The sequence below is a fragment of the Streptomyces sp. NBC_01525 genome, from assembly GCF_045040405.1.
Lineage (GTDB): Bacteria > Actinomycetota > Actinomycetes > Streptomycetales > Streptomycetaceae > Streptomyces > Streptomyces benahoarensis.
Genome location: NZ_CP109397.1, coordinates 2276225 through 2300292 on the forward strand (window position 1 = coordinate 2276225; position 24068 = coordinate 2300292).

A 24068-nucleotide genomic window follows, 5' to 3' on the forward strand; every position below is an offset into this window, starting at 1 on the left:
CTCACACTGCCGACTCCGCTGAATACGACCGTACTGGAATTGGCGGATCCCCTCTCCACCTGGCTCCACCGGCCGCTAGCACGCCCAAGTGACCGACTCGGGCGACAACTCCGCTGTTTCAGGCGACCTCCGGTGCGGCGTCACCAGGAGCACGGGGCACGAGCGCCGACGGCTGAGTGCGCTCCGGCAGCTGTGGCGAGTGCGCACACCACACCCGGTCGAAGCCTTCATGTTCCTTCCGGCGCGCAGCGCATGGCACAGCTCACCCGTGCCCAAGGCACCAGTCGCAAGCGGTGCAAGCCCGCCGATCTCCCACAGTCCCAGGGCGGCATCAGGGCTGCCCCGGAAGCCTTAGGAAAGGAAACGCACGATGGCAACAAATGTACCTCTGGGTACCGCCGCCACCTTCGGGGTGCTCGCCAACACGGCGATCACCAACACCGGCCCCACCGTGGTCGCCGGCGACCTCGGAGTGAGCCCCGCCGGTGCGGTGACCGGGTTCCCTCCCGGAACGGTCACCGGAACCATCCACGTGAACGACGCTGCCGCGGCGCAGGCCCAGGCCGACCTGCTGACCGGGTACGCCAACGCACTTCTCCAACCGGTCACGAACACTGTCCCGACGGAACTCGGCGGGACCACCCTGACCCCCGGCGTGTACAACTCCGCCTCCGGCACGTTCAGCCTCAACGGGACACTGACCCTGGACGGTCAGGGAAACCCCAACGCCGTCTTCATCTTCAAGATGAACACCACGCTCATCACGGGAGCCACCGGCAACGTCAACCTCATCAACCAGGCGCAGTCCGCCAACGTCTTCTGGCAGGTCGGCAGCTCCGCAACACTCGGCGCCGGCTCCACCATCAGGGGCAGCATCCTCGCCTTCACCTCGATCACCGCCACGACCGGGGCCATCGTGGACGGCCGGCTGCTGGCTCTCGGTGCCGCCGTCACGCTGGACTCGAACGCGATCACCGTGCCGGCCCTGTCCACCTGCCAGGTAGTGATCCAGCCGGTGGTCGGGCCGGTGGTCGTCGGGCAGCCGACCTCCGTGTCCGCTGTGGTGACCTGTAACGGTCTGCCGGTCTCGGGTGCCTCGGTCACCTTCACCGGTGGTGCGGTCCCGGTGACCGCCACCACCAACCTGGCGGGCGTCGCCACCGGATCGCTGACCTTCAACACGGCCGGGGCCGCCACCATCACTGCCACGGTCACCGCGGCCGACTCCGGCTGTACATGCACCGGCGTCGTCTCCGCACCCCTCCCCATCACCGTCACTCCGCAGCCGTCCTGCCTGGTGGTGATCCAGCCGGTGGTCGGGCCGGTGGTGGTCGGCCAGCCGACTCCTGTGTCGGCTGTGGTGACCTGTAACGGTCTGCCGGTCGTCGGTGGGACGGTGACCTTCACCGGTGGTGCGGTCCCGGTGACCGTCACCACCAACGCGGCCGGTGTCGCCACCGGATCGCTGACCTTCAACACGGCCGGTACCGCCACGGTCACCGCCACGGTCACCGCGGCCGGCACCGGGTGCGCGTGCACCGGCGTCGCGTCCGCGCCCCTCACCATCCCCGTCACTCCGGCGACGGGCCCGCTGAGCGTGGCGCCCGCCTGCTGGCACGTCAACCTGCCCATCCCGATTCCGAACCTGTTCGCGGCGACGTTGACGGCCACCGTCACGCCGGCGCAAGCGGGAGTCACGGTCACCTTCTTCGTCTCGGGCCTGCCGGTGGGCACGGCGGTGACCAACGCCAACGGCATCGCCACCCTCAACGCCGGCCTGTCCCTGCTCCAGATCAGCGCCAGCAGCTACACGGCGACCGCCACCGTCGGCGACATCCCGGTCCAGGCCACCGGCACCCTGAGGCCCTGCTTCCCGCCGGTGTGACCGGCCTGCGCCCGATCGACCGGGGCGGCGTGACGGGTCCTGTGGCAGTACTCGCGCACAGGTCCGGTCCGCGCAGTGCCGCCCCTGACCTGAGGGCCTTCCGGTAAGCGGCCTGCCCCTCAAGGGCTGTCCCCCGTCGTGGAAGGACGGGGGACAGCCCTACTCAAACTTACCGGTGAGCCATTCGGCACCACGCCCGTCGGCATGACAGAGCAGGCGCTGAAGCGGCACCTGCTCTGTTCCCCCCATTCCCTTGCCGCGCATCATGCAGGGAGCCCGACGGCTCTCGGACGCCGCTCGCCGCATGCACCACAGCCCTACCCGTTCGGCCACCGCCGCAGCGCCCCTGGCCGCCCTGCGCGCCTACGGCCGGCGCCTCCCCGCCTGGGCCCGGCAGCGGCACGCCGGCACGGTCCGCACCACCCCCGCCGCTGTCAGCCGCGCCCGATACCGGAGCTGACCCGCCCCGCGTCGTTGCGACACCCAGGTGTCGCCACACATCCGGGGTGCCGGAATCTTTCCGACCACCCCATAGCCGGCTGATCTGCAGATCTGACGGTGCCCGACTGCTACTGCTTCAGTCATCGATCGTCCACTTCAGCGCACTGGCCTGTGCCAGGCAACGATCGCCTCCTCGAAGACCTTGTCCACATCGGCGAGACAGGTCCGGCGGTCTGCGGTCCACACCTGGGCGACGCGAAGGCGAGGCCGATGGCGGGCAGGGCGGGCAGGGCGGGCCGGCATTGCGTACCGAGGCGACGCCTCCCATGGTGGTGCGGCGCGCCATCGGGCCGGTGACCGGCAGCGTTCCGACGGCGAAGGCGACGACGGCGAGCAGGGAGCCCGCGAGGAGGGCCAACGAGCCGGCAAAGACGACGACGTCCTGCCAGCTGCCCAACGGCATGCCTGCCGGCACGATACGACTCCTCGCAGGGCGCTCGGTCAAGAGGCCCGTCCGGCCGCGGTCACGGGTGTGGCGACGGCCGCGTGTGGGCCGCTCGTCGCGCTGTCGGCCTGGCCTGGTGGGCAGCCACCTTCCTCTCGGCATACTTCGAGAGTCGATATATGACCCGCGTGTGAAGAAACGTCAACCCACCCTGACCGAGCCGCAGTACTTCATCCTCGCCGCCCTTCTGGACGGGCCGTTGCACGGGTACGGCATCATCAAGGCCACCGAGCGCGCCACCGAGGGTCGGCTCACGCTCGCCGTCGGCACCCTGTACGGGGCGCTGGAGCGGATGGAGCGGTCAGGGCTGCTGGTCGCCGACCGCGAGGAGGTCGTGGACGGGCGCCCGCGCCGGTACTACCGCCTCACCCAGGACGGCACCGGCGTGCTGGAGCAAGAAGCGCTGCGGATGCAGCAGGCTGCGGCCGTCGTCACCGGGCGTCCGGGAGCCCTGGGGACGGCCCAGCCGTGAACCGCCTGCTGCTCTCCGCGTACCCCAAGACCTACCGCGACCGGTACGGAAGCGAGCTGCTGGCCTGCCTGGCCGAGGCACACCCCGACCGCACCTGGCCGCCGCCCCGCGAAGCCGTCGCACTGCTGCGCGGCGGGGTGCAGGCGCACGCCCGGGCCGTCGTTGACGACACGGCTCGGCCGTGGTGGCTGGACGGCATGCATCTGGCAGCCCTCTGCCTCGCCGCCCTGGCCCTGGTGCCTTACCTCCAGGACATAGGGGACTGGACGCTGCACATCGATCCCGGCGGCCGTGCCATCAGCTTCCACCACGTCGGCTGGTACCCCTGGGCGCAGGGGCCCAACACGGCGCCGCGCATGCTGCCCTACGGACTGCTCCCGCTGATCTGCGTGGTCGCGTTGCTGCGGGGCAATCCGTGGATCGCGCTCCCGGCCTCGGCGGCGATGGTCTACTGCGGTGCCACGCTGGGCAGTTCGGCGTTCTTCGGCGACGAGGGCGTGGTGGGCACGGGCTATTACGGGCTGGCCGCCCCGATCCTGGTCAGCGACCTGGTCCTGTCAACGGCGCTGTGCGTCGCCTGCGCGGTGCTGGCGACGTGTCGGCCCAGCCGGCTGCGCCGCCGCTCCTACGGGTGGCTCGTCCCGATCACGGGCGCCATGTTCCTGGCCGGGGGCCTGCACCTCACCTCGTCCGATCCATGGTTCCAGCGGGGCCAGTTCGCGCTGGAAGCCGCCGCGCTGCTGGCGGCGTGGTGGGCGACGGGCAGCACCGGCGACTACCGGTGGACGATCCCCGTTGCCGCGTTCACACTCGTCCGCGCCCACGCGGTGCTGAGCGAGGCGATACCGCTGGACATCCACCACCTTTCGAGCGCGGGCATCGTCCTCGTCCTGACCGCCGCGGCTCCGGTACTGGCGCTCACCGCGCGGGACAGGCGCAGCAACAGCCGCCTCGGATAGCGGCGGCCGCCGTCACACGGGCGCCGCGACGAACGGGATACCGCGCGAGCGGCCAATTCACCGGTCCAGGAACGAGACCATGCGCCCACAGAACATTCCCGCAGGTGGCTCCCGGGAGGACACCGGGGCCGGGGAGAAGAAGACCACCGCCTCCGGGGCGGCGAGGCTCCTCACTTCTCTGACGCGCCCGATACCGGCCGTGGTGTTTCTCGTCGCGTTCGCGGCGGTCTACCTGCTCGCCGTGTGGACACCGATCGGGCAATCGGCGGAGAACGCCTTGGTCGTCGGCTACGCCGACCAGGCGCGCATCTTCTCCTGGAGCCAGTCGGTGGGCCCGCCCCCACTGACGGCCGAGTACGCGACCGTCATCGCGGGGATCGCCGTGATCGCCCTGGTGCGCTGTTGCTGGCGTGAGGGCTGCGCGGCGGTCGCCGTCGCGGTGATCACGATCGCGGGGGCGGAGGCGCTGAACACGTTCGTCCTCCCCCGTCCCGACCTGGTGAACGCGCCGAGCAATCTCACCGAGGTGAGTTTCCCCAGCGGCCACGTCGCCATCGCCGCCGGGCTGGCCCTCGGCGCCACTCTCGTCGCCTCCCCACGTACCCGTCCCTATGTCGCCGCCGCCGGGGCCCTGTGGCTCGCGGTCACCGCCGCCGCCGTCCAGGCCCTCTACTGGCACCGGCCCAGCGACGCCCTCGGAGCGACGCTGCTGGCCTGCGCCTGCTACACCCTCGCGCGCCCGTTGGTGTTCGCCGCGGTGGCGTTCCTGTGCGCGGTGCTGATCTGGTCCACTGCCACGAAACGCCTCGCCGGGCCGGCACCGCTCCTTCAGCGGTGACGTGCCCAAGCGGGCGGTGAGGCCGGGGCCGCACGGAGGTCAGAGCCTCATCGCCCCGCCCCCACCAGGCGCCTTCTCAGCGCTCGGACGCAGGTTCGCGTCTGCCGGAACGCCGACGTGGAGCCAGCCGGTCAGGCAGGTGTGCGGAGGTGACACGGCGAACGGATCGCTGCCCCTACGGGGCCGTGCTGCCCAGCCACAGCACGTCACGGGCCCGGGTCATCGCCACGAACAGCTGACTGCGCAGCAGCTCTTCCCGTTCGCGTGCCGATTCGGTCACCTCTGTCACGCCGGCGTCGGCGCTCGGTGACCCGTTCGGCAGGGCCGCATCGTGCTGCGGCAGATATACCCGTTTGAACTCGAGCCCTTTGGCCCTGAGATAGGTGCCCAGTTTGACCGCGTCAACGGGATGGCCGTCGTAGTGCTCCAGCGGGCATACCGGGATCTCCGCACGGGCGAGAAGCCGCTGGTAGTGGCCGACGGCTCGCGTGGAAGGGCACAGTACGGCGGCGTCGGCACGCGCGCCGTCGGGCAGTGCGCGCAGGGCGTCCAGGAGCGCCTGGTCGTGTTCGGTCACGGTCGGCTTCGCGACTCGGACCACCTGACCGTCGTGGTAGGTGAGGTCCACATCCCGGATGCCGGGTGTGCGCAGGCCGTCGATGTCGTCGAAGGCGTCGTCGGCGACGACCGCGAGGGCCGCGTCGAGGATCTGTTTGCTGTTGCGGTAGTTGGTACGCAGCACCTGTCCGCGATCGCCGCGGATGTCGATACCGGCGTCGGAGAGCCGGAACCCGCCCGGGTAGACGGATTGCTGGCCGTCGCCGACCAGGAGCAGCCCGTTGGGGGCATCGCCGACCAGGGCATGCAACAGCCGCACCCCGACGAGGGTGAGGTCCTGGACCTCATCGACGATCACGGCCGCGTAGCGCGACCCGTCCGTGCACCGCGTCGCCTCCGCCAGGGCGAGGGAGAGGACGTCGTTGAAGTCGTGCACGCCGCGCTCGACGCGCAGGGACTCGTACGCCTCGTACAGCGCCCATACCGCCTGGCGGTGCGGTTGCCGCAGGATCGTCCTGCGGCGGCGCCGGGGCACGGTCGCGTACTCCTCGAAGTCGGTGAGGCCCCGGCCCTTGATGACGTGGTCGATCTCCTCGCGCCAGTAGCGCGACGCCGGATCGATCTCCGCCAGTCTGCTGTCGCGACCGACGTGCTTCCAGGCGAGGCTGAAGGCGGTCTCGGCCTTTTCCCCGTGCAGCCGGACCTGCACCCCGCGCTGCTGCAGGAACTCCTGCGCCCACGAGTGCAGGCTGCGGAAATCCACCCGGTCCGCGACGGCCGGGGACATGGTCCGGAAGAAGGTGCTCTGCACCCGGGGCAGGTTGTTGGCGAACGTGACGTAGAGGATCCGGCCGCTGGTGCGCCTGGCGAGGTGGGCTGCGCGATGGAGGCCGACGACCGTCTTGCCCGTGCCCGCGGGACCGCTGATACGTGCCGGGCCCGACCAGTTGCGGCGTACCAGAGCGACCTGATCGGGGTGGAGAAATGTCATCCACTGCTCGATCGGAGCCTGCAACGCCTCCTCCAGCACCGCGTCCCGCAGACCGTTGAGGTCGAACAGCCCGTCGGCTTCGGGCTGTTGAGGGAGTGCGGTGGGAGGTATCGACGCCTGCCCGACCGCCGATCCCTCGTAATCGGGGAAGACCCGCTCCAGATGGTCGGCGATCGCGCGGACGGATTCCCTCCGCAGCCTGCAGCGCTCGGACAGGAGCGCCGGGCCGACCTCATGCTCGCCCAGAAGCCGGATCCTGCCGAGCGTGGCGTCGACCCGCCGGCCCGCGAAGACCATGAGCGGCTGGACCGCCACCGGAGACAGCCCGAGCGACGCGACCGCACCCTCGGCGGCCTTCGTCACCGCCAGGAGCTTGGCCGCGTGCTCATCGCGCGGCTCGCCACCGGCGTGGAGCCTGCCTCCCGAGACCTCCGGAGCGGACCGCCAGTTCTTGACGTCGAGCACGAAGACACCGCCGGGCCCCACCAGCAGCATGTCCACGTTGGCGGTACGCGTCCCCGGCCACCGCCGGTCCACGAGCAGCCGCCATCCGCGCTCCGTGAGCACCAACAGCTGAGCGGCAACGAGACGTTCGCCCTCACTCGCCGCTTCCCACTGACGCGCCTGCCGACGGGCCGCCTGCCACTGCTCACGCAACAGCCGCTCCTGCCGCCGCGCCTCCTGCGCCCGCCGCGACGCCGACCCGCCTGCCCCCATACCCAGCCTCCTCCTACGCGGGTGGCGATCATAGGACGGTCAGCGACCGGGCGGCAGGTACATCGTCCGACAACCGGGGGACACCGGTGCCCGGAGTTCAGCCGCCACCCGCACGGGACGGGCTCCTGCCGCCCAGGCGGCGGCCGGGCGGACGCCCGCGGGTGGAGGCCGACGCCAACTCCCTCCGGAGGAGGCGGCGACGCCCCCTGCCTCTCCGGCTGCCGGCACCCGGAACGCACGCATCCGCAGCTATCACTCCGCCACACCCCACAGGGTGACGGGCGATGAGATCATGGCCACTTGCGCCGTCCCGGCCGCCCGTTGTCGATCACGGCGGACGGGCCCGGCCGGACGGCGCGAGCCGATACCCCCTGCGGGCGGGACGTCAGTGGCAGTCGAAGCAACAGAGGGGGACCCGTGGGCGAAGGGGCCGGGGCATGGATACGGGTACCCGTGGGCGCCGAGGCGGGCCGGTGGGACACCCGGGGGTCGGTGCGGCGGGTGTTGCTCGTGGTGCACAACGTGACCTCCGCGACCCGGCTGCTCGATGTCCTGCCGCTGCTCCGCGACTGGCGCGTCCAGCTGCTGGCCACCTGCACCGGTTCGTCCCCCTTCCAGGCCGGGGTGCCGGAGCTGCTGGCCGAGGTCGGGGTGCCCGTACTGCCGTGGGCGCAGGCCCTGCGGACGCGGGTGGACCTCGCCGTCTCCGCCAGCTTCGGCGGCCAACTCCATGAGGTTTGCGGCAGGTTGGCCGTTTTGTCGCACGGTGTTGGGTACAATAAAACGCTGGCGACGCCGGACGCCGGACGCCGGACGCCGGACGCCGGACGCCGGACGCCGGACGCCGGACGCCGGACGCCGGACGCCGGACGCCGGACGCCGGACCCGGTATTCGGGATGTCGGATGCGTGGCTGCTCGTCGACGGGGAGCCGATCGCGGACGCCATGGTGCTCTCGCATCCCGAACAGCTCGCGCGGCTGCGGGCCGCGTGCCCGCCCGCCGCGCACACCGCCGTCCTCGCCGGAGACCCCTGCTTCGACCGGATGCTGGACGCCCGCCCCTACCGCGACCGCTTCCGCCGGGCCCTCGGGCTCCGGGCCGGGCAACGGCTCGTCGTCCTCAACTCGACCTGGAACCCGGCCTCGCTCTTCGGTGACGGCGGCGACGACCTGCTGCCTTCCCTCCTCCCCCGGCTGACCGGCGAACTCCCCGCCGACGACTACCGCCTCACCGCCGTCCTCCACCCCAACATCTGGCACGGCCACGGCCCGGGCCAGGTACGGGCCTGGCTGGAGCGTGCGCGCCGCGGTGGCCTGGCGCTCCTCGATCCGCTGGCCGACTGGCGGCAGGCCCTCCTCGCCGCCGACCTCGTCATCGGCGACCACGGCTCGGTCACCTACTACGCCGCCGCGCTCGGCACCCCCGTCCTCCTCGGAGCCGCGCCGCTCGACGGCCTCGACCCCGCCTCGCCCGTCGCGGAATTCGTCCGCACCGCGCCCCGACTCGACCCGCTCCGGCCCCTGCGCCCGCAGCTGGAATCCGCGATCAGCGACCACCGCCCGCACCGCGGACCGGCCGAACTCACCACCTCCGTCCCCGGAAAATCCGCCGCCCTCCTGCGCACCCTCTTCTACGACCTCATCGGCCTCCCCGAGCCCGACGCCCCCGCCCTCCTCGACCCGCTGCCACTGCCCGACCACACGCCCCCGCGGCACACCACCTCCCTCCGCGTCCTGACCCGCCTCCTCGACCCGCACGAAGTGGAGCTGCGCCGCTACGCGGAGCCGACGTACGAACCGGAGGAGCCCGAGGAGCTGCCAGAGGGCCCGGCGGGCACCTCCCGTGGTGGCCGTCCGGGCGACGGCGAACCCGTCCGGGCGCACACGGCGGCACACGAGGACACCGCGGACCGGGAGGCGGTGGCGGCGGCGGACGTAATCTTCCGCCACAGCCCGGCCGACGATCCGCGTCTGGGCCCGCCCGCGGCGTGGTGCGCCGAGGTGCTGGCCCGCCGCCCGCAGTGCGCCCTCGCCGTCTACGTCAGCGCTCCCGGCACCTGCACCGTCCGCACCCGTACCGGCGTCACGCTCACCCTCACCGCCGACGCCTCGGCGGCCGACCCCGCCGCACACGCCTCGGCGCTGTTCGCCTGCCTGTCCGCGGGCACGGCGCCGCGGAGCCTGATCGCGAACGGGCTGACGGTACGGACCGCCCGCGCCCGCCACCGGGTGACGGTCACCCCGGCCGACCCTGCGGAGGACGGCACCGGGACCGCCTGGTGACCGCGGCGGAGCGGCCGCCCGACCCGTACCGCCGCCCCTACTCCGCGTCCCGCTCGACGGCCTCGCGCAGCTCCCGCAGGCGTATCAGATGGAACTCCGCACCGCCCTCGTCCAGCAGCCCGGCGGCCTCCTCGAAGTGGGCCAGCGCCTCCCGCGGGTGCCCGGCCTCGTTGCGTGTCTCCGCGAGGTCGGTGAGGGTGCGGGCGGTGTTGTACGCGTCCTCGACGCGGAAGAACTCCAGGGCCTGCTCCAGCCATCGCGTGGCTTCGTCGCAGCGGCCCAGGCCTCGCAGCGCCCGGCCCCGGTGGCGGCGCAGAAGAGCGCGGGCGCGGGGGACGCTGCCGCTGCCCTCGCCGCCCTCCGGGAGGGTGACGAGGACGGCGTCGGCCTCCTCGAAGAGGTCCAGCGCCTCGGCGTACCGCCACTGCCGCAGCCTCAGCAGGCCCAGGGTCTCCACCGCGGTGGCCTGCCCGAGGCGGTGACCGGCCAGCTGCGACGCCCGGGCGGCCTGCCGCAGCTCCTCCTCGGCCTCGGCGAAGTGCTCGGCGCCCAGCTCCGTCAGGGCCAGTGCGAGCTGGGTGTGCATCCGGGCCCGCACCCGGACCTGCGCACCGGACACCTCGGCCGCCGCGGACGTGTCGCCCTCGGGCGCCAGGGCGCCCGCTGCGCGGACGCCCGCCCGCAGCGCCGGCAGGACCTCCTCGTGACGCCCGGCCTTGAGCTGCACCGCCCACAGGGCCTCGCACAGCTGCCAGACGCTGTGGTGATCGCCGTACTCCTCCCCCGCCAGCACGGCCGCCACCAGCGTCGGGAGTTCGCGGTCCAGGGCCGCCAGCGCCGCCCGGTCGTCGGCGTACGGGCCCTGCGGCAGCAGGTCGTAGAGCGGGCCGAGGTGCCAGCGTTGCGGCAGGGCGGCACGGTCGGCGGGCACCGCCAGGCGCAGCGCCCACGTCACCACGCGGGCGACGGCGGTGGAACAGCCCGCGGGCCGGTCCTCCTGTGCGGCGAGCGCTTCCGCGTGCTGCCGGACGAGAGGGCGCTGGTGGTGGCGCACGCCGTCCCGCGTCTCCAGGAGCCCGCGCGCGACCAGCTCGCCCAGGAGGCGTTCGGCCTCGGTCTCGGTGATCTCCGCGGTGACCGCCGCCTGTGCGGGGCCGATGGCGGGCCAGGGGCGCAGCGCCAGCAGCCGGTGGAGCCGGGCGGCGTCCGCGGGGAGCGCGCGGTAGGCGTCGTCGGCGGCGGCGCGCACCGGGTCGGGGTCGGCCGCGGCGGGCTCCCGGACCGGCGGAGTGGCCCCGTCCGCGCCGTCCGGCGCGGGGTCCTGCGGCAGGGCCAGGGAGGTGGCGGCGGTCCGCAGGGCGTAGGGGGAGCCGCCACACCGGTCGAGGACATCCTGGAGCACGGCCTCGTCGTCGCCGCGCCACCGCAGTCCGGTGAGGTTGCCGAGGAGGGTCCGCGCGTCCTTGGCGGAGAGCGGCCCGACCGGGACGGGCACGGCGTCGAGTCCGGTCAGGGGGCGGCGCGCGACAACGATGGTGAAGACGCCGGGGGCGCTGGTCAGCAGGGGGCCGACCTGCGCGGCGGACCGGGCGTGGTCGAGGACGACGAGCAGCCTGCGGTCCGCGACGAGGGTGCGGTAGAGGTCGATGCGGTCCTCGGCCGCGGGCGGTACGTCCGCGTCGGCGACGCCCAGTTTGCGCAGGAAGTGGCGGAGCGCCGCGGGGGCGTCGAGACCTCCGGCGGCGCCGCCGCGCAGGTCGAGGTAGAGCTGGCCGTCCGGGAAGCGGTGCGCGTTGCGGCTTCCCCAGTGGACGGGCACGGCGCTGGTGCCGATGCCGCCGGGCCCGTACACGACGGCGACGCGGGGCAGGCCGTCGGCCTTGCGTCCGGCTTCCTTGTCGAGCTGTTTGAGGGGCTGGCGGCGGTCGGTGAAGAAGCGTGCGGTGGTGGGGAGCTGGCGCGGGACGGCCGTCGCGCTCGCGCGGGCGGGGGCGGTGCGGAAGAGGACGCCGAGGGCGCGGGCGTACTCGGGGTCGCGCGCGGCGCCGTCGGCCAGCACCGCGGCCAACTCACCGCGCGCGTCGGCGCCGACCGGCGCGGGCACCTCGCGTCCCGCCATCCGGCGGGCGAGCGCACCGAGCGATTCCCAGCCACGTTTGCCCGCTTCTGTCGCCATGGACATCGCCATGGTGGACAGCAGGGACGAAACCGCCCCCATCGACGTGGGATCCAGCATGCCGTCACTCCCCCTGTAGGCCGCCCCGTACCGCTGCCGGGCGGCCGTGCCGATCCGTTCTCCGCCCGCGGTCAACCGTAGTGGCGGAACCGCCGGACGCCGTGCTCCTCCCGCACATCCTGCCGGGAGGGACGCGGACCGGGAACTCCCTCCGGCCGAGACCTCATCCCAGGCGTCGCACCGCTCACACCTCTACCGGCTGACACATCGTCCACTTCCTTTCCCTGCACGCACTTTGACGCTGTATCGAATAGACGAACGACGCGTTGACGGCATTCCCCACGCCCATAAATGTTTACTTTTGGCTTGTTTGCATATGACTCTGATCACGTGGAGTCCGTATCCGGATTGCGAACGATCACTCTCGGGCAGATCGTGGGAGCCCGGACTGTCTGGTTCCGGCCCACCCCCCAACCGGGGCGCCGGATGCTACCGGCGCCCCGGACTGTCTGCCCATCGGAGTTGAAACATGGACAACAACCTCGTCATCGACGCGGCGGTCCCCGGCCAGTCCGGGTTCGACGAGAAGCAAGTCCCCCTCTACTACACCCGCAAGACCACCGACATCCTGCACAAATACGGGCCTGGACCGCGTGTCCACTTTCATATGGGGATATTTGACGAAGGAGCGCGGCCCAACACCACGGTCGCGCAGCGAGTCCTCCGGCGCCGCATCGTCGAATCGCAGGAGGCCGTACTCGACCACGCCGCCGAACTCTGGGACGTACCGCGCAACCCGCCCGGCCATCTCCTCGACATCGGCTGCGGCGTCGGCGGCGGTTCGATCTACTGGGCGCAGAAGTACGGCGCGCAGGTTACCGGCATCACCGTCACCGGCGAACACATACCGGTCATCGCCGACCTCGCCCGTCAGGCCGACGTCGCCGACCGGATCACGCCGGTCCTCGGCGACATCCACGACCTGACCGACGAAAACCGCTACGACGGCGCCGTGGCCATCGAGAGCTCCGGCTACATGGACCGCGAGCGGCTGTTCTCCGTCGTGGCCAAGGCCCTCAAGCCCGGCGGCTGGTTCGGCATCCAGGAACACTTCCTGTGCCGCCCGGAGTGGACCGATTTCATCGACGCCTATTACAAGACCCGCCTGGGCACCCTCACCGAGTACATCAACGCCGCCCGCGCGGCCGGTCTGGAGCTGGAGCAGGACGAGGACATCACCGACCGCGTCGCGGAGTTCTGGATGCAGTCGATGGCCTGGAGCACCGCGGAGATGGAGGCGATGGACCGTACGGGCGTACCCTCGCCCATCGCCCGCGACCGGCTGCTGGAGTCGGAGCGCACCCACGGCAAGCTGTTCCGCATCTGGCGCGACCACGCGGTCGAGACCCGGCTGCTGCTCTTCCGCCTGGGAGGCAACTGACATGAGTGTCACCTCCGACCTCCGCACCACCCCGGGCGGCGACCGGTCCCGCCCGTCCCCCATCGGCTGGCAACTCCCGCCGTTCTACTGCCCGATCACGCTCACCGGTGGCATCCACCCGCGCCACGCGGAACTGGAACAGCGCGCCCTGGACTGGCTCGACGACTACGGCCTCTACCCCGATGCCACCGAACGCGCCTGGGGACTGGCCACCCACAGCGCGAAGTTCAGCTGCCGGATCATTCCGTGCGGCCAGCCGGAACCCCTGTTCATGTTCGTGCTGTGGAACTACTGGGCCTACACGATCGACGACTGGCTCGACTCCGGCAGCGACGCCACCGCCACCGCCAAGATCGTCGACACCAGTGTCCGGCTGATCCGCGCCCTGGAGTACCCGGGATCGTCGATGGCGAGGCCCGGTCCGGTGGCCGACGCCCTGCACGATCTGGTGACCCGGACCCGGGACATGCTCAGCCCCTGGCAATTGCGACGGTTCATCGACGCCATGCGGGACTGGCTGTTCGCCTCTGCCTGGCAGATGACCAACGTCGAACGCCGCATCATGCCGACCCTCAACGACTTTGCCGGCATGACCGTTTCGATCAACGGCACACGATTCTCGCTCACCTGGTGCGAGGTCGCCAACGGCATCGACCTGCCGCCCGATGTTCTCTGCTCACCGGCGGTGCAGGCCGTCACCGACGCCGCGGGCTTCATCGTCTCCACGGACAACGACCTGTTCTCCTACGCCAAGGAAGACCACCTGGAGCTGCCCGAACAGAACCTCATCAATGTCATCGCCCATGAACGGGGCTGCACCCCGAAGGAGGCACTGGCCGAGGCCGTCGGTCTGCGCGACCGGACGATGACGCTGTTCATCCGGCTCAGCGAACAGCTCGCCGCCCAGGGCGACCCGGAACTGCGACGCTATCTGGTGGCGCTCGGCCACTACATCGCCGGCTGCATCGCCTGGCAGAACAGCGCCCCGCGCTTCGCCAGTCCCCGCAACCGCAACCCGTTGCCCGTACCGGGCTCGTCGTTCGGCATCACCTACCGGGACACGCCCAGCGACCCCTCGACGGACGCACCGGCACTCCCGGCGATCGCCTGGTGGTGGGACCAGCTGACGTCCCCCGACGCTCCCTGAGCGTGGTGTCCCGCCCCCACCGGGACACCCCACCAACCGCGGGAACGGCGGCACGTACGCACCGCCGCTCCCCTTCAACTCCCCGGCCCGCGACGCATTCCATACGTCCGCGGCCCCAGGACCGTACAACTCAGTGGCCGCTGAACCAGCGCCCCCACCAAGTGCTGGCGCGGCGCTTCGCCGCCGTCGCGGGCACCGCGACTGGCGGCAGCGGTCCGGCCGCCTCGGGCAGTGGCTCCGAACGATGCGGCGTGGGCAGCTCGGAGCTGGCCTGCGTCGGCATGCTCGGCTTCGGCGTGAACGTCACCGGGAGCTCGACCAAATGACGCGACATCAGCGATGAGCGGTACGGGAGCTCGGGATCGGCCACCGCCAGCTGCAGATCGGGCAGCCGGGCGAGCAGGGTGTCGATGCCGGTGTCGGCGATGGCCCGGCCCACATCCTGACCGGGGCATTCGTGCGGGCCGCCGCTGAAAGCGAGGTGTGAGCGGTTGCCGTGCACCGGCTCCGTGAGGTCGGGGCGGATCTCCGGATCGACGTTGCCCGCCGCCAGGCCCAGGATCAGCATGTCGCCCTCCTTGATGCGCTGACCGCCCAGCTCCGTGTCGCCGGTGGCCCACCGTCCGAGGATGGTGGTGAACGGCGGCTCATCCCAGAGCACCTGCTCCAGCGCGTCCGGCAGGGTCATGTGACCGCCCGAGAGGCTGGCGCGGAACCGGCGGTCGGTGAGGACCATCCGCACCGTGTTGGCGATGAGGTTGGCGGTCGTCTCGAACGCGGCGATCAGCACGACACGCAGATGCTGTGCGGCTTCGTCGTCGGTGAGGGCGGAGCGGTGCTCCAGCAGCCAGGTGGTGAAGTCGTGGCCGGGGGTAGCGCGTTTGCGCTCCACGAGCTGCAGCAGCGTCTGCATGACGAACTCGTTGCTGGCGACGGCGGTTTCGGTGCCCTTGATCATGTCGCGGGCGGCCTCGACCAGCCGGGGGCCGTACGACTCGGACATGCCCAGCAGCTGCGTCATGACCAGCATCGGCAGATGCTCGGCGAACCGGCTGACCAGATCGGCCTGGCCGGCACCGGCGAACTCGTCGATCAGCTGGTTGGCGAAGCGGGTGACGTAGCGGCGGATGCCGCGCCGGTCGAAGCGGTTGATGGAGTCGGTGACCGCGGCCCGCAGCCGCTCGTGGTCGGCGCCGTCGGCGAAGTTGCACACCGGCTGCCAGGCGGTGAGCGGGGTGAGCGGATGCTCCGGGCCGACGCGGCCCTCCCGCATGTCCCGCCAGCGGCGCGAGTCACGCGAGAAGCGGGACGGGGTGCGGGCCACGTCCAGGTTCTCGCGGTGTCCCAGCACCAACCACGCCGGGAGGTCGCCGTGCAGCAGCACCGGCGCGACCTGGCCGTGTTCGGCGCGCAGCTTCTCGTACAGCCCCATCGGGTCGGCCTCGGCCTCCGGGCCGTACAGCCGACGCAGCCCCTCCGGGCCGACGCCGTGGGCCGGGCAGCCCGGGGGCGGAGTGGGGGAAGTGCTCACAGTGGCTCCTTGGCTCCTCGTCGGCTCACGCCACGGCGAGGGAATGCAGATACCGCATCAACGTCATCAGTACGTCGCGGCTTGACGGGCGCAGCCGGGCGTCGCAATCGACTATCGGCACGTTGGCCGGCAGGTCGAGGGCGGCGCGGACCTCCTCGACCGGGTGCGGCGGTGCGTCCGGGAAGGAGTTGACGGCGACGACGAAGGGGACGCCGCGCTCCTCCAGCCGCCCGATGACGTCGAAGCTGACCTCCAGCCGACGGGTGTCGATCAGCACGACGGCGCCGAGGGCACCGTCGAACAGGCCGTTCCACAGGAACCAGAAGCGCTGCTGTCCGGGGGTTCCGAAGAGATAGAGGACGAGTTCGTCGTTGAGACTGATCCGGCCGAAGTCCATGGCCACGGTGGTGGAGGTCTTGCGTTCCACACCGATGGTGTCGTCGACGCCGACACCTGCCTGGGTCATCGTCTCCTCGGTCGTCAGCGGACGGATCTCGCTGACGGAACCGACGAGCGTGGTCTTGCCGACACCGAACCCGCCGACGATCACGACCTTGACCGCTGCCGCCGCGGTATCCGGCAGTTCGTCCTCGGTCCGTGGGCCCTCGGCAGGGTGCTCGACAAGCGTCTCAGAGCTTTTGAAGTCCATGGATCACCGCCTCAATAAGGGCACGGTCGGGAAGTTGAGCGGGGGGTACGGGTGCCCGTGCGACGACGCGACTGTCCGTCAGCAGGTCACCGAGCAGGACGGTGAGCACGCTGACCGGCAGGCGCAGGTAGGCGGAGAGCTCCGCCACGGACAGTGGGGAGTGGCACAGCCGCATGATCGTGGCGTGCTCGGGCTGCATGCCCGGTTTGGGGGCGTTCTTGGACACGATCAGCGTGACCAGGTCGAGGGAGGCCGACTTTCCGGAGGATCCGCTGCGCCCGCCGGTGATCACATAAAGCCTCTCCGGGTTCTCGTCCTCCCAGCCCTCGTCCGCATCGCTCACTCCGGAGCCCCTCTTCCCCCTCGGCGGGGACGCCGCATGTCCTCAACACGTTCGACGACCTCGCTCATACGACCTGTCCGTTGTGGCGCGGTGGGCTGCTCAGGTGCTCGCCGATGCGGGCCACGAGGTCCCGCATCCGCGCACCGATCAAGCCGGCGTCCACGTCTTCATCGGCCAGCACCGCGAGGTAGGCCCCGGCGCCTGCTGCCATCAGGTAGAAGAACCCACCATCCAGTTCGATCACGACCATACGCATCCGGCCGTCGCTGCGCGGGAACTCCGAGGAAACCGCACCGGCCAGGCTCTGCAGCCCCGCGCAGGCGGCCGCCAGCCGGTCCGCGGTGTCGGTGTCGGTGCCGTGCTGGGCCATCCGCAGGCCGTCCGATGACAGCACGATGACGTGACGGGTCTGCGGCACGCTCTCCGCGAGGTCCTTGAGCATCCAGTCCAAGTTGGGCCGGTGCTGAATCATGGCTGCTCACTCTTTTCCGACGACTCGTCACTCTCACGGGCTGCACCGGCCTCACCGGAGGCACCGGTGGGCGCGGGTGTCTGGCTCTCGCCGGACAGGCCGCTCTGGAACGCCGCCAGCCACATACCGGGCTGCACTGGTGATGCTTTGGCCGGGGCGGGGGCGGGGGCGGGAACAGCGGGGGCCGGCGCCGGGGTGGGGGCGGGGGCGGCCGGCGGGGCCATGGGGGCGGTCGGCCGGGCCTTGCGCCGTCGCTGCGGAAGTCCGGTGGCGGTCCGCTCCGTCACCACGGGGATGTCGTCCATGGTGTCGCCCGGGTACCCGCCGTTGACCGGCGCGGGGGTGGCGGGCGCCATCGCCGCGGGAGCAGGGGCGGGAGCGGGGCGGGAGATCCCGGCGGGACGCTCCGTGCGGGCGGTCAGCGGGCCCGAGGAGGCGCCGATGCCGTGGGCCCGGCCGGTGGCGGGGGCGGTGGTGATCAGGTCCTGCGGGACGATCAGCACGGCACGGACACCGCCGTAGGCGGAGGTACGCAGCGACACCTGGAAGTTGTAGACCTGCGCGAGGCGGCCGACGACGGCGAGGCCGAGGCGCGGGGTCTCGCCGAGGTCGTTGACGTCGATGCCCTTCTGGGCCTGCTCCAGCATCCGCTCGGCGCGCTTGCGCGCCTCCTCACTCATGCTGACGCCGCCGTCCTCGATCTCCACGGCGATGCCGGACTGCACCTCAACGGCGGTCAGGTGCACCCGGGTCTGGGGCGGGGAGTAGCGGGTGGCGTTGTCCAGCAGCTCGGCGAGGGCGTGGATGAGCGGTTCGACCGCCGGGCCGACAACGGCGACCTCGGAGACCGAGTGCAGTTCGACGCGCTGGTAGTCGAGGATCCGGGACATGGCGCCACGGAGCACGCTGTACAGCGGAACCGCGCGGCTCCACTGGCGGCCGGGGCGGGCGCCACCGAGCACGGCGATGGAGTCGGCGAGGCGTCCGATCAGGGCGGTGCCGTGGTCCAGCTGGAGCAGGTCGCCGAAGACCTCGGGGACGTGGCCGTGGCGGTCCTCCATCTCGCGGAGTTCCTGGGCCTGCTGGTGGACGATCGCCTGGACGCGCCGGGCGATGTTCACGAACGCGCGCTGGGCGGCGTCACGGAGGTCTTCCTCCGCGACGACGGCTTCCATGACGGACCGCAGCACGGCCTGGTGGGCGCCGTGGAACTCGGGGGTGAGCTCCGCCTCCTTGGCGTGCTTGGCGAGCCGCTCCCCCATGGCGTTGAAGACGTCTTCGGGGAATTCACCGCGGCTGAGCCGGTTGACCATCTCGGGCAGCAGGTCCTTGGCCAGGCGGATGGTCTCCGACTCCTGGCGGGACATGGCCGTGCGGTACTCCCGGTCGCGCTGCCGCAGCCCGGCGATCACCTTGGCCCGTCGAGCCAGCTCGGCCGTGACCAGTGCGACCGCCACGGTGGCGATCACCCCGACCCAGGCGACCGGTGTACTCGCCTGGGAGGGGACGGTCACCGCGGCGATGACTCCGGCAACGGCCGTCACCGCGGCGGGCACGGCCCACGCAAGAACCGAGACGGGACGTGACCCCCCGGGCGACGATCCTTCTCGAACCATCTGCACCCTCAAAACCCTCAAACATTGAAAGATCGGGACGACTTACTGAATCCGCGACACAACGGACAGCGCCGACACGGTGGTTACCGTGCAACACTTCCAGGGGGGCGGCGGACCGGAAGTAGCATAACCGGGTTTGATCGCAGGCTGACGCCAGGTCACTACGCCCCGAACAAGCGGAAATCGAACTTCCCCTTCGTATTCGACACTCCGTCAATTCACTTCCCATACGGGGTGAGTCGTGTCATCGGACAGGCTTTCGGCAGTCCGGCGGGAGTGGTCCGGCAGTGCGATCCCCTCGGATACCTCCCACCTCTCATCGAGCATCGCGGCACATGCCTCTGGTGCGTTCAACAGAGCGTGGCGGGCGTCGATCGCCTGCTGGGTGCGGGGTGCCAGGAACTCTCCGACCTGGCGTCCGCCCTCCTGACACCGGGTGGCGTAGGGCCGCATCCGCCGTTCGTAGCGGGCGAAGACGAGACGGTGGTCACCTCGGGCGGCGGAGAGTTCACCTGCGAGGCTGCAGGCCCCCACGAGAGCGGCGCCGGCCCCCATGCCGCCGAGGGGGGCGCCGTGGGCAGCCTCGCCGGGCAGGGCGGTGCGGCCGGTGGACCAGGTGGGCACGTCCACGCGGCTGATGGCGTCGACGTGGATCCCGGTGGCGTCCGGCAGGGTGGCCAGCCCATCGGCGGCGCACCCTTTACACCCTTCGTACGCCGCGGCGATAAGCCGTATCTGCGGCCCGGGGGCCGCGTCGGTCGTGAGGCAGGCGGGGCCCGGCGAAGACGCAGAACGCCTTGCCCGCGTACCCGGTTTCGACGACGAGGTCGACGTGGCGGGGCGCGTTCGAAGGTGACGCGCACGCCGTCCGGGGTCTCCGTGAGAGAGGCGAGGGAGTCACCGAAGAGGTATGCGGTGGCGGCGGGGCGACACGGCCCGGGGGCTGGACGGAGCGCGCCGTCTCCGCGTCGGCGGACACCGGCCTGACCGGGGGCGACCAGCTCGACGCGGTGGTGTTGCCGACCGGTCCTGTGCGGGGCCTCGCCCAGGTCGGGCCGCCATGGGCGACGGCCTCCGAGCGGGCGTCGGCGCCGGAGGAGGTCCTGAGCGCCGCGCTGAACGAACTGCTCGTCGGCCGCTCGGACCGCTTCCCGGCGCTGGCCTCAGCCCTCGCGTCCGGCGCCACCGGCGGCGCGCACCAGGCACGGGAATTCGGGCTGGAGCGGATCCTCGACGGCCTCGAAGCGCTGATCGACCGGCGGGCGGCCCGCTGAGCGCCCCGGGCGCCTCCGTCTGACGCCCGGGGCCTTTCGCACCACAACGCGCTACAGGCGGCGCACCGCTCGCCGGGGCGGCTCCTTGGCGTCGGCCAGCAGGCCCTTCAGCGTGGCGAATTCGTCGACGCACTTGGCGGTGCCGTTGACGACGCAGTCCAGCGGCTGGTCGGCGACGGTCACCGGCACCCCCAGCTCCTGGCGCAGCCGCTGGTCGAGGCCGCGCAGCAGGGCGCCGCCGCCGGTCAGCGCGATGCCGCGTTCGACGATGTCCCCGGACAGCTCCGGCGGGCACTCGTCCAGGGTGCGGTGGACCGCGCGGACGATCGCGTCGACCGGCTCGGCGAGCGCCTGGCGGATCTCCTCCTCGGTGACCTCCTGGACGCGCGGCAGTCCGCCGACGTGGTCGCGGCCGCGGACGGTGTACGTGGTGGGGCGCTCCGGGGTGCCGTCCTCGTCCTCGGCGACCGGGCTCCAGGCCGCCGAACCGATCGCGATCTTGATGTCCTCGGCGGTGCGCTCCCCGATGGCCAGCGCGTGCTTCTTCTTGACGTAGGCGATGATCGCGGCATCCAGGGCGTCACCGGCAACGCGTACGGACTGGGCGGCGACAAGGCCGCCCAGGGAGAGGACCGCGACCTCGGTGGTGCCGCCGCCGATATCGACGACCATGCAGCCGACCGGCTCGGCGACCGGCAGTCCGGCGCCGATCGCAGCGGCCATGGGCTCCTCGATGAGGTGCACCTCGCGGGCGCCCGCGCCGCGTGCGGAGTCGATGACGGCGCGCCGCTCGACGCCGGTGATCCCGGACGGGACGCAGATGACCACCCGCGGCTTGGAGAAGCGGCGGGTGGGCAGCGCCTTCTTCATCAGGGCGCGCAGCATCTGTTCGGCGGCGTGGAAGTCGGCGATGACGCCCTCGCGGAGGGGCCGTAGGGCGGTGATGCCGGACGGGGTGCGGCCGATGGTGCGCTTGGCCTCGGCGCCGACGGCGATGACGTCACCCGCGGCGTTGACGGCGACGACGGACGGTTCGTTGAGCACGACCCCCTTGCCGCGCGCGTGGACCAGGGTGTTGGCGGTGCCGAGGTCGATGCCTATGTCGTACGTACCGGACGAGGTGCTGGGCGCCATGGGGAGTTCGTTCGCTCTTTCTCAACTGGATGACAGGCCCCGGCTGAGCGGGGTCCTCGGACATCGCGGCCCAGGCGGCACCAAGGGAGTACCAATGGCGTCAATTACGGGCATTTATCAAGAGTACTGGGGTCGCGGATTGGTTCCTGCGGTGGGGAAACGGGCGGACCGCCGAGGGGGTTCCGGACGGGTCCGCACCCGGGGAGGGGCGGTTTCCGTACCGCTCCCGGGGGCGGGCCGATTCCGGGAGCGCACCGGGGGGAGCCGCCCCGGGTCCGCCGGTCACCGACTGCTGCTGCCCAGTCTGCCCCGGACGGCGCGGTTGCGGCCGCCGGGGCCGCGGGAGAGGGCGTGGGCCAGGTCGTCGAGGGCGTCGAGGAGGAGGTCGGCGCCGCGCAGGGCGACGCCCTGGCTCTCGTCCTCCGCGTCCCAGCGCTCCCACACGGCGCGCAGTTCGCTCCAGTCCAGCTCCTCGCGGTCCACCACGGCCTGGGTGGCGCGCTCCAGGGATTCGCGCAGCTCGTAGGCGAACGCGGTGGCGCCGACCGACGGTTCGGCGTCCTTCTTGGGGAGGTGGGCCTCCAGGATCATCGCGACCCGGCCCATGGTGGCGAGCGCGGTGGTCGCCGCCGCGGCCGAGGACCGCGACAGCCCCCGGTGGCGTACCGGCTCCTTCTCGGCGCGCTCCTCGCTCTCCTCCCAGGCGGCGCGGGCGGCGCGGGAGTCCAGCAGCGCGTCGCGGACCTGGCGGGGGCGGCGTTCGGCGGGGCGGGCGTGCAGTTCGAAGACGGCGAGCGCGTAACGGCCGTTGGCCTCCAGCCATTCGGCGAGGCGGCGGCGGAGCCGGGGCGTCTCCCAGGCCGGGAAGAGGGCGTAGGCGGCCATGGCGAGGAGGCCGCCTACGAGGGTGAGGACGAGGCGCTCCAGGACGGTCTGCTCCCAGCCGGCGCCCGCGATGCCGAGGAGGAAGACGACGTACGCGGCGACGCAGGCGGAGGTGACCGAGACGCCGGTGTGCATGAGCAGGTACATCAGCAGGACGCAGCAGAGGGCGAGCGCCGCGGCGACATGGGCGCCGGGGTGGAAGAGCGCCATCAGGGCGCCGGCGACGGTGACGCCCACGAGAGTGCCGCAGAACCGGGCGACGCCGCGGGCGTAGGTCTGGCCGAAGTCGGGGCGCATCACCATGACGGAGGCGAGCGGCACCCAGTAGCCGTGGCCGAACGGCAGCGCGGTGCCCAGGAGGTAGCCGACCGCGGCGACCGTACTGACCCGTACGGCGTGCCGCAGGATGCGGGAGGACCAGCGCAGTTCGCGGTGGAGGGAGCGCAGCGCGCCCGGGATCAGCCGGGGCACGCTGGGGCGCAGCAGATGGCTGCGTTCCTCCTCGGTGGTGGGGCGGGTGGACTCCACGGGCTCGTCGGTGCTCTCGACGGCGTCGGCGAGGAGGGCGATCAGGCGGTACGCGGAGCGGCGGGCGGCTCCCTGGAGCACCGGTCCGGACGGCGGGACCTCCAGGGCGGCCATCGCCTCCGGGGGCAGCCGTACGGGGCGGTCGTGGCGGATGGCGTGGGCGACGGCGTCCAGGACGGTGGCGGCGGCGCCCAGCAGATCGCGGGTGCGGTCGCGTTCGGGCCCTTCCAGGGGCGCGCCGACCACGGGGTCGGCGAGGGAGGCGAGGACCGGCCGGATCTGTTCGGCGATGCCGCGGGGGCCGTGGAGCTGGACGGGGCGCCGCTTGGCCTGGCGTGGCGTCACCGCGGAGGCGAGCCGGGCGTCCATCAGGGGCTGCGGGTCGAACGGGGCGACGGGGTCGTGGCGCAGCCGCCGGGCGTAGTCGGCCTCGGCGGCGAGGGCGTCCGCGAGGGCGTCGCGCTGGATGCCCCAGGGACGCACCGGGAAGACGATGATCAGCGTGGCCTGGATGAGGCCGCCGAAGGCGATCAGGGCGGCGTGTTCGAGGGCGCCGAGCACGGAGGTCGGCAGGGTGACGGTGACCAGCATGATCGAGACGGTCTGGGTGCCGACGATGCCGGAGATCGGTCCGATCGCCCAGGCCAGCCCGGCGAGGAAGGTCCATCCGGCGAGCAGGAGGAGGAAGGCGAGGAGGTGGGAGGCGGCGAGGTAGCCGAGGAAGGTGGAGAGGGCGAGGCCCCCGGCGACGGCGAGCGCGAGGACGGGGCGCGGGCGCCAGCTCCGTTGGAAGGTGACGGTGCCCGCGGCGAAGGCGCCGAAGGCGGAGGAGACGGCGAGCGTCGGAGTGCCGCGCCACAGGCAGAGTCCGATGACGAGGGCGACGCCGACGGTGCCGCGCACCGCGATGAGGGGGGTGAGCTCGGCCCGCTCGATGGTCAGCCCGGAGCGGGCGGTCTTCTTCAGCGCGCGCGACCAGGTCATACCGAGAGAATACGGGGCACAATGTCGCGGTTCGGGGCGGCTGGTACCGGCGTCTCGCGTGGCGCCGGGGGCGTACGGGAGCGGTGCCGGTGGGGCGCGGGCGGGCACGAGGCCGGGGCGTGGCCGGGGCTCGCGCCCGAGGCGCGGGCAGGGCGCGGCCGGGGGCGCGTTCCGTTCCGTCGCGCGCCGTGCGGTGCGGTCCGCGGGCAGGCGTGCGCACCCGGCGCGTGGGCCCACCC

Annotated in this window: 19 protein-coding genes; 8 read left to right on the plus strand and 11 right to left on the minus strand. The window is 72.1% G+C overall.

Annotation, left to right across the window (positions count from 1 at the left end):
- Positions 1-370: 370 nt before the first annotated feature.
- A complete protein-coding gene (locus OG422_RS10100) occupies positions 371-1885 on the plus strand; it encodes an ice-binding family protein (RefSeq protein WP_405742094.1) in 1515 nt (504 codons plus the stop codon).
- A 577-nt stretch (positions 1886-2462) separates the two neighbouring features.
- On the opposite strand, the gene OG422_RS10105 is transcribed toward OG422_RS10100, so the two are convergent.
- Positions 2463-2801 (minus strand): hypothetical protein, encoded by a 339-nt coding sequence (locus tag OG422_RS10105; protein WP_405742096.1) that lies wholly within the window; start codon positions 2799-2801, stop codon positions 2463-2465.
- A gap of 181 nt (positions 2802-2982) precedes the next feature.
- Between OG422_RS10105 and OG422_RS10110 the strand changes: the two genes are divergently transcribed.
- From OG422_RS10110 to OG422_RS10120, 3 genes are all read left to right on the plus strand, one after another.
- Entirely contained in the window at positions 2983-3303 is a 321-nt protein-coding gene (locus OG422_RS10110) for a PadR family transcriptional regulator (protein WP_405747718.1), read from the plus strand.
- Positions 3300-4262: a hypothetical protein gene (locus tag OG422_RS10115; RefSeq protein WP_405742098.1), complete on the plus strand. Its 963-nt coding sequence runs from the start codon at positions 3300-3302 to the stop codon at positions 4260-4262. The genes OG422_RS10110 and OG422_RS10115 overlap by 4 nt, the downstream gene beginning before the upstream one ends.
- Positions 4263-4341: 79 nt before the next feature.
- Positions 4342-5100 (plus strand): phosphatase PAP2 family protein, encoded by a 759-nt coding sequence (locus tag OG422_RS10120; protein WP_405742100.1) that lies wholly within the window; start codon positions 4342-4344, stop codon positions 5098-5100.
- Positions 5101-5275: 175 nt separating this feature from the next.
- Here OG422_RS10120 and OG422_RS10125 read toward each other — a convergent pair whose 3' ends face one another.
- Entirely contained in the window at positions 5276-7366 is a 2091-nt protein-coding gene (locus OG422_RS10125; protein WP_405742102.1) for a UvrD-helicase domain-containing protein, read from the minus strand.
- 417 nt (positions 7367-7783) lie between these two features.
- Here OG422_RS10125 and OG422_RS10130 point away from each other — a divergent pair, with 417 nt between their 5' ends.
- Positions 7784-9649 (plus strand): hypothetical protein, encoded by a 1866-nt coding sequence (locus tag OG422_RS10130; RefSeq protein ID WP_405742104.1) that lies wholly within the window; start codon positions 7784-7786, stop codon positions 9647-9649.
- Between the two features lie 37 nt (positions 9650-9686).
- Here the strand turns inward: OG422_RS10130 and OG422_RS10135 are convergent, their stop codons facing one another.
- Positions 9687-11885, minus strand: a complete 2199-nt coding sequence (locus OG422_RS10135; RefSeq protein WP_405742106.1) for a tetratricopeptide repeat protein — start codon at positions 11883-11885, stop codon at positions 9687-9689.
- Positions 11886-12354: 469 nt separating this feature from the next.
- Here OG422_RS10135 and OG422_RS10140 point away from each other — a divergent pair, with 469 nt between their 5' ends.
- Positions 12355-13266 (plus strand): SAM-dependent methyltransferase, encoded by a 912-nt coding sequence (locus OG422_RS10140; protein ID WP_405742108.1) that lies wholly within the window; start codon positions 12355-12357, stop codon positions 13264-13266.
- A 1-nt stretch (position 13267) separates the two neighbouring features.
- The gene (locus tag OG422_RS10145) at positions 13268-14413 is read left to right on the plus strand and encodes a terpene synthase family protein (protein ID WP_405742110.1); all 1146 of its coding nucleotides are present in this window, start codon (positions 13268-13270) and stop codon (positions 14411-14413) included.
- A gap of 130 nt (positions 14414-14543) precedes the next feature.
- Here OG422_RS10145 and OG422_RS10150 read toward each other — a convergent pair whose 3' ends face one another.
- The 6 genes from OG422_RS10150 to OG422_RS10175 form a co-directional block, all read right to left on the minus strand.
- Positions 14544-15944 carry a cytochrome P450 gene (locus OG422_RS10150; protein WP_405742112.1) on the minus strand — a complete coding sequence of 467 codons (1401 nt, stop codon included), beginning with the start codon at positions 15942-15944 and terminating at the stop codon, positions 14544-14546.
- A gap of 25 nt (positions 15945-15969) precedes the next feature.
- Complete coding sequence (locus OG422_RS10155; protein WP_143941380.1) at positions 15970-16593, minus strand: ATP/GTP-binding protein; 624 nt, start codon at positions 16591-16593, stop codon at positions 15970-15972.
- On the minus strand, positions 16574-16936 hold the full coding sequence (locus tag OG422_RS10160) for a DUF742 domain-containing protein (protein WP_143941381.1): 363 nt from the start codon (positions 16934-16936) through the stop codon (positions 16574-16576). The genes OG422_RS10155 and OG422_RS10160 overlap by 20 nt, the downstream gene beginning before the upstream one ends.
- 64 nt (positions 16937-17000) lie before the next feature.
- Positions 17001-17408: a roadblock/LC7 domain-containing protein gene (locus OG422_RS10165; RefSeq protein ID WP_143941382.1), complete on the minus strand. Its 408-nt coding sequence runs from the start codon at positions 17406-17408 to the stop codon at positions 17001-17003.
- Positions 17405-19024 carry a sensor histidine kinase gene (locus OG422_RS10170; RefSeq protein ID WP_405747720.1) on the minus strand — a complete coding sequence of 540 codons (1620 nt, stop codon included), beginning with the start codon at positions 19022-19024 and terminating at the stop codon, positions 17405-17407. Before OG422_RS10170 ends, OG422_RS10165 begins: the two co-directional genes overlap by 4 nt.
- Before the next feature lie 213 nt (positions 19025-19237).
- Complete coding sequence (locus OG422_RS10175; RefSeq protein ID WP_405742115.1) at positions 19238-19654, minus strand: hypothetical protein; 417 nt, start codon at positions 19652-19654, stop codon at positions 19238-19240.
- A 386-nt stretch (positions 19655-20040) separates the two neighbouring features.
- Here OG422_RS10175 and OG422_RS10180 point away from each other — a divergent pair, with 386 nt between their 5' ends.
- The gene (locus tag OG422_RS10180) at positions 20041-20298 is read left to right on the plus strand and encodes a hypothetical protein (protein ID WP_405742117.1); all 258 of its coding nucleotides are present in this window, start codon (positions 20041-20043) and stop codon (positions 20296-20298) included.
- Positions 20299-20349: 51 nt separating this feature from the next.
- Here the strand turns inward: OG422_RS10180 and OG422_RS10185 are convergent, their stop codons facing one another.
- Together OG422_RS10185 and OG422_RS10190 are read right to left on the minus strand one after the other, a co-directional pair.
- On the minus strand, positions 20350-21432 hold the full coding sequence (locus tag OG422_RS10185; protein WP_143943783.1) for a rod shape-determining protein: 1083 nt from the start codon (positions 21430-21432) through the stop codon (positions 20350-20352).
- 282 nt (positions 21433-21714) lie between these two features.
- A complete protein-coding gene (locus OG422_RS10190) occupies positions 21715-23829 on the minus strand; it encodes an FUSC family protein (RefSeq protein ID WP_405742119.1) in 2115 nt (704 codons plus the stop codon).
- Between the last annotated feature and the right edge of the window lie 239 nt (positions 23830-24068).

Excerpts from the sequence above, each read along its gene's own strand:
- OG422_RS10125 (WP_405742102.1), bottom strand. The coding sequence starts at position 7,366 with ATGGGGGCAGGCGGGTCGGCGTCGCGGCGGGCGCAGGAGGCGCGGCGG.
- OG422_RS10100 (WP_405742094.1), top strand. The coding sequence starts at position 371 with ATGGCAACAAATGTACCTCTGGGTACCGCCGCCACCTTCGGGGTGCTC.
- OG422_RS10135 (WP_405742106.1), bottom strand. The coding sequence starts at position 11,885 with ATGCTGGATCCCACGTCGATGGGGGCGGTTTCGTCCCTGCTGTCCACC.
- OG422_RS10145 (WP_405742110.1), top strand. The coding sequence starts at position 13,268 with ATGAGTGTCACCTCCGACCTCCGCACCACCCCGGGCGGCGACCGGTCC.
- OG422_RS10155 (WP_143941380.1), bottom strand. The coding sequence starts at position 16,593 with ATGGACTTCAAAAGCTCTGAGACGCTTGTCGAGCACCCTGCCGAGGGC.
- OG422_RS10170 (WP_405747720.1), bottom strand. The coding sequence starts at position 19,024 with ATGGTTCGAGAAGGATCGTCGCCCGGGGGGTCACGTCCCGTCTCGGTT.
- OG422_RS10185 (WP_143943783.1), bottom strand. The coding sequence starts at position 21,432 with ATGGCGCCCAGCACCTCGTCCGGTACGTACGACATAGGCATCGACCTC.
- OG422_RS10165 (WP_143941382.1), bottom strand. The coding sequence starts at position 17,408 with ATGATTCAGCACCGGCCCAACTTGGACTGGATGCTCAAGGACCTCGCG.
- OG422_RS10140 (WP_405742108.1), top strand. The coding sequence starts at position 12,355 with ATGGACAACAACCTCGTCATCGACGCGGCGGTCCCCGGCCAGTCCGGG.
- OG422_RS10190 (WP_405742119.1), bottom strand. The coding sequence starts at position 23,829 with ATGACCTGGTCGCGCGCGCTGAAGAAGACCGCCCGCTCCGGGCTGACC.
- OG422_RS10120 (WP_405742100.1), top strand. The coding sequence starts at position 4,342 with ATGCGCCCACAGAACATTCCCGCAGGTGGCTCCCGGGAGGACACCGGG.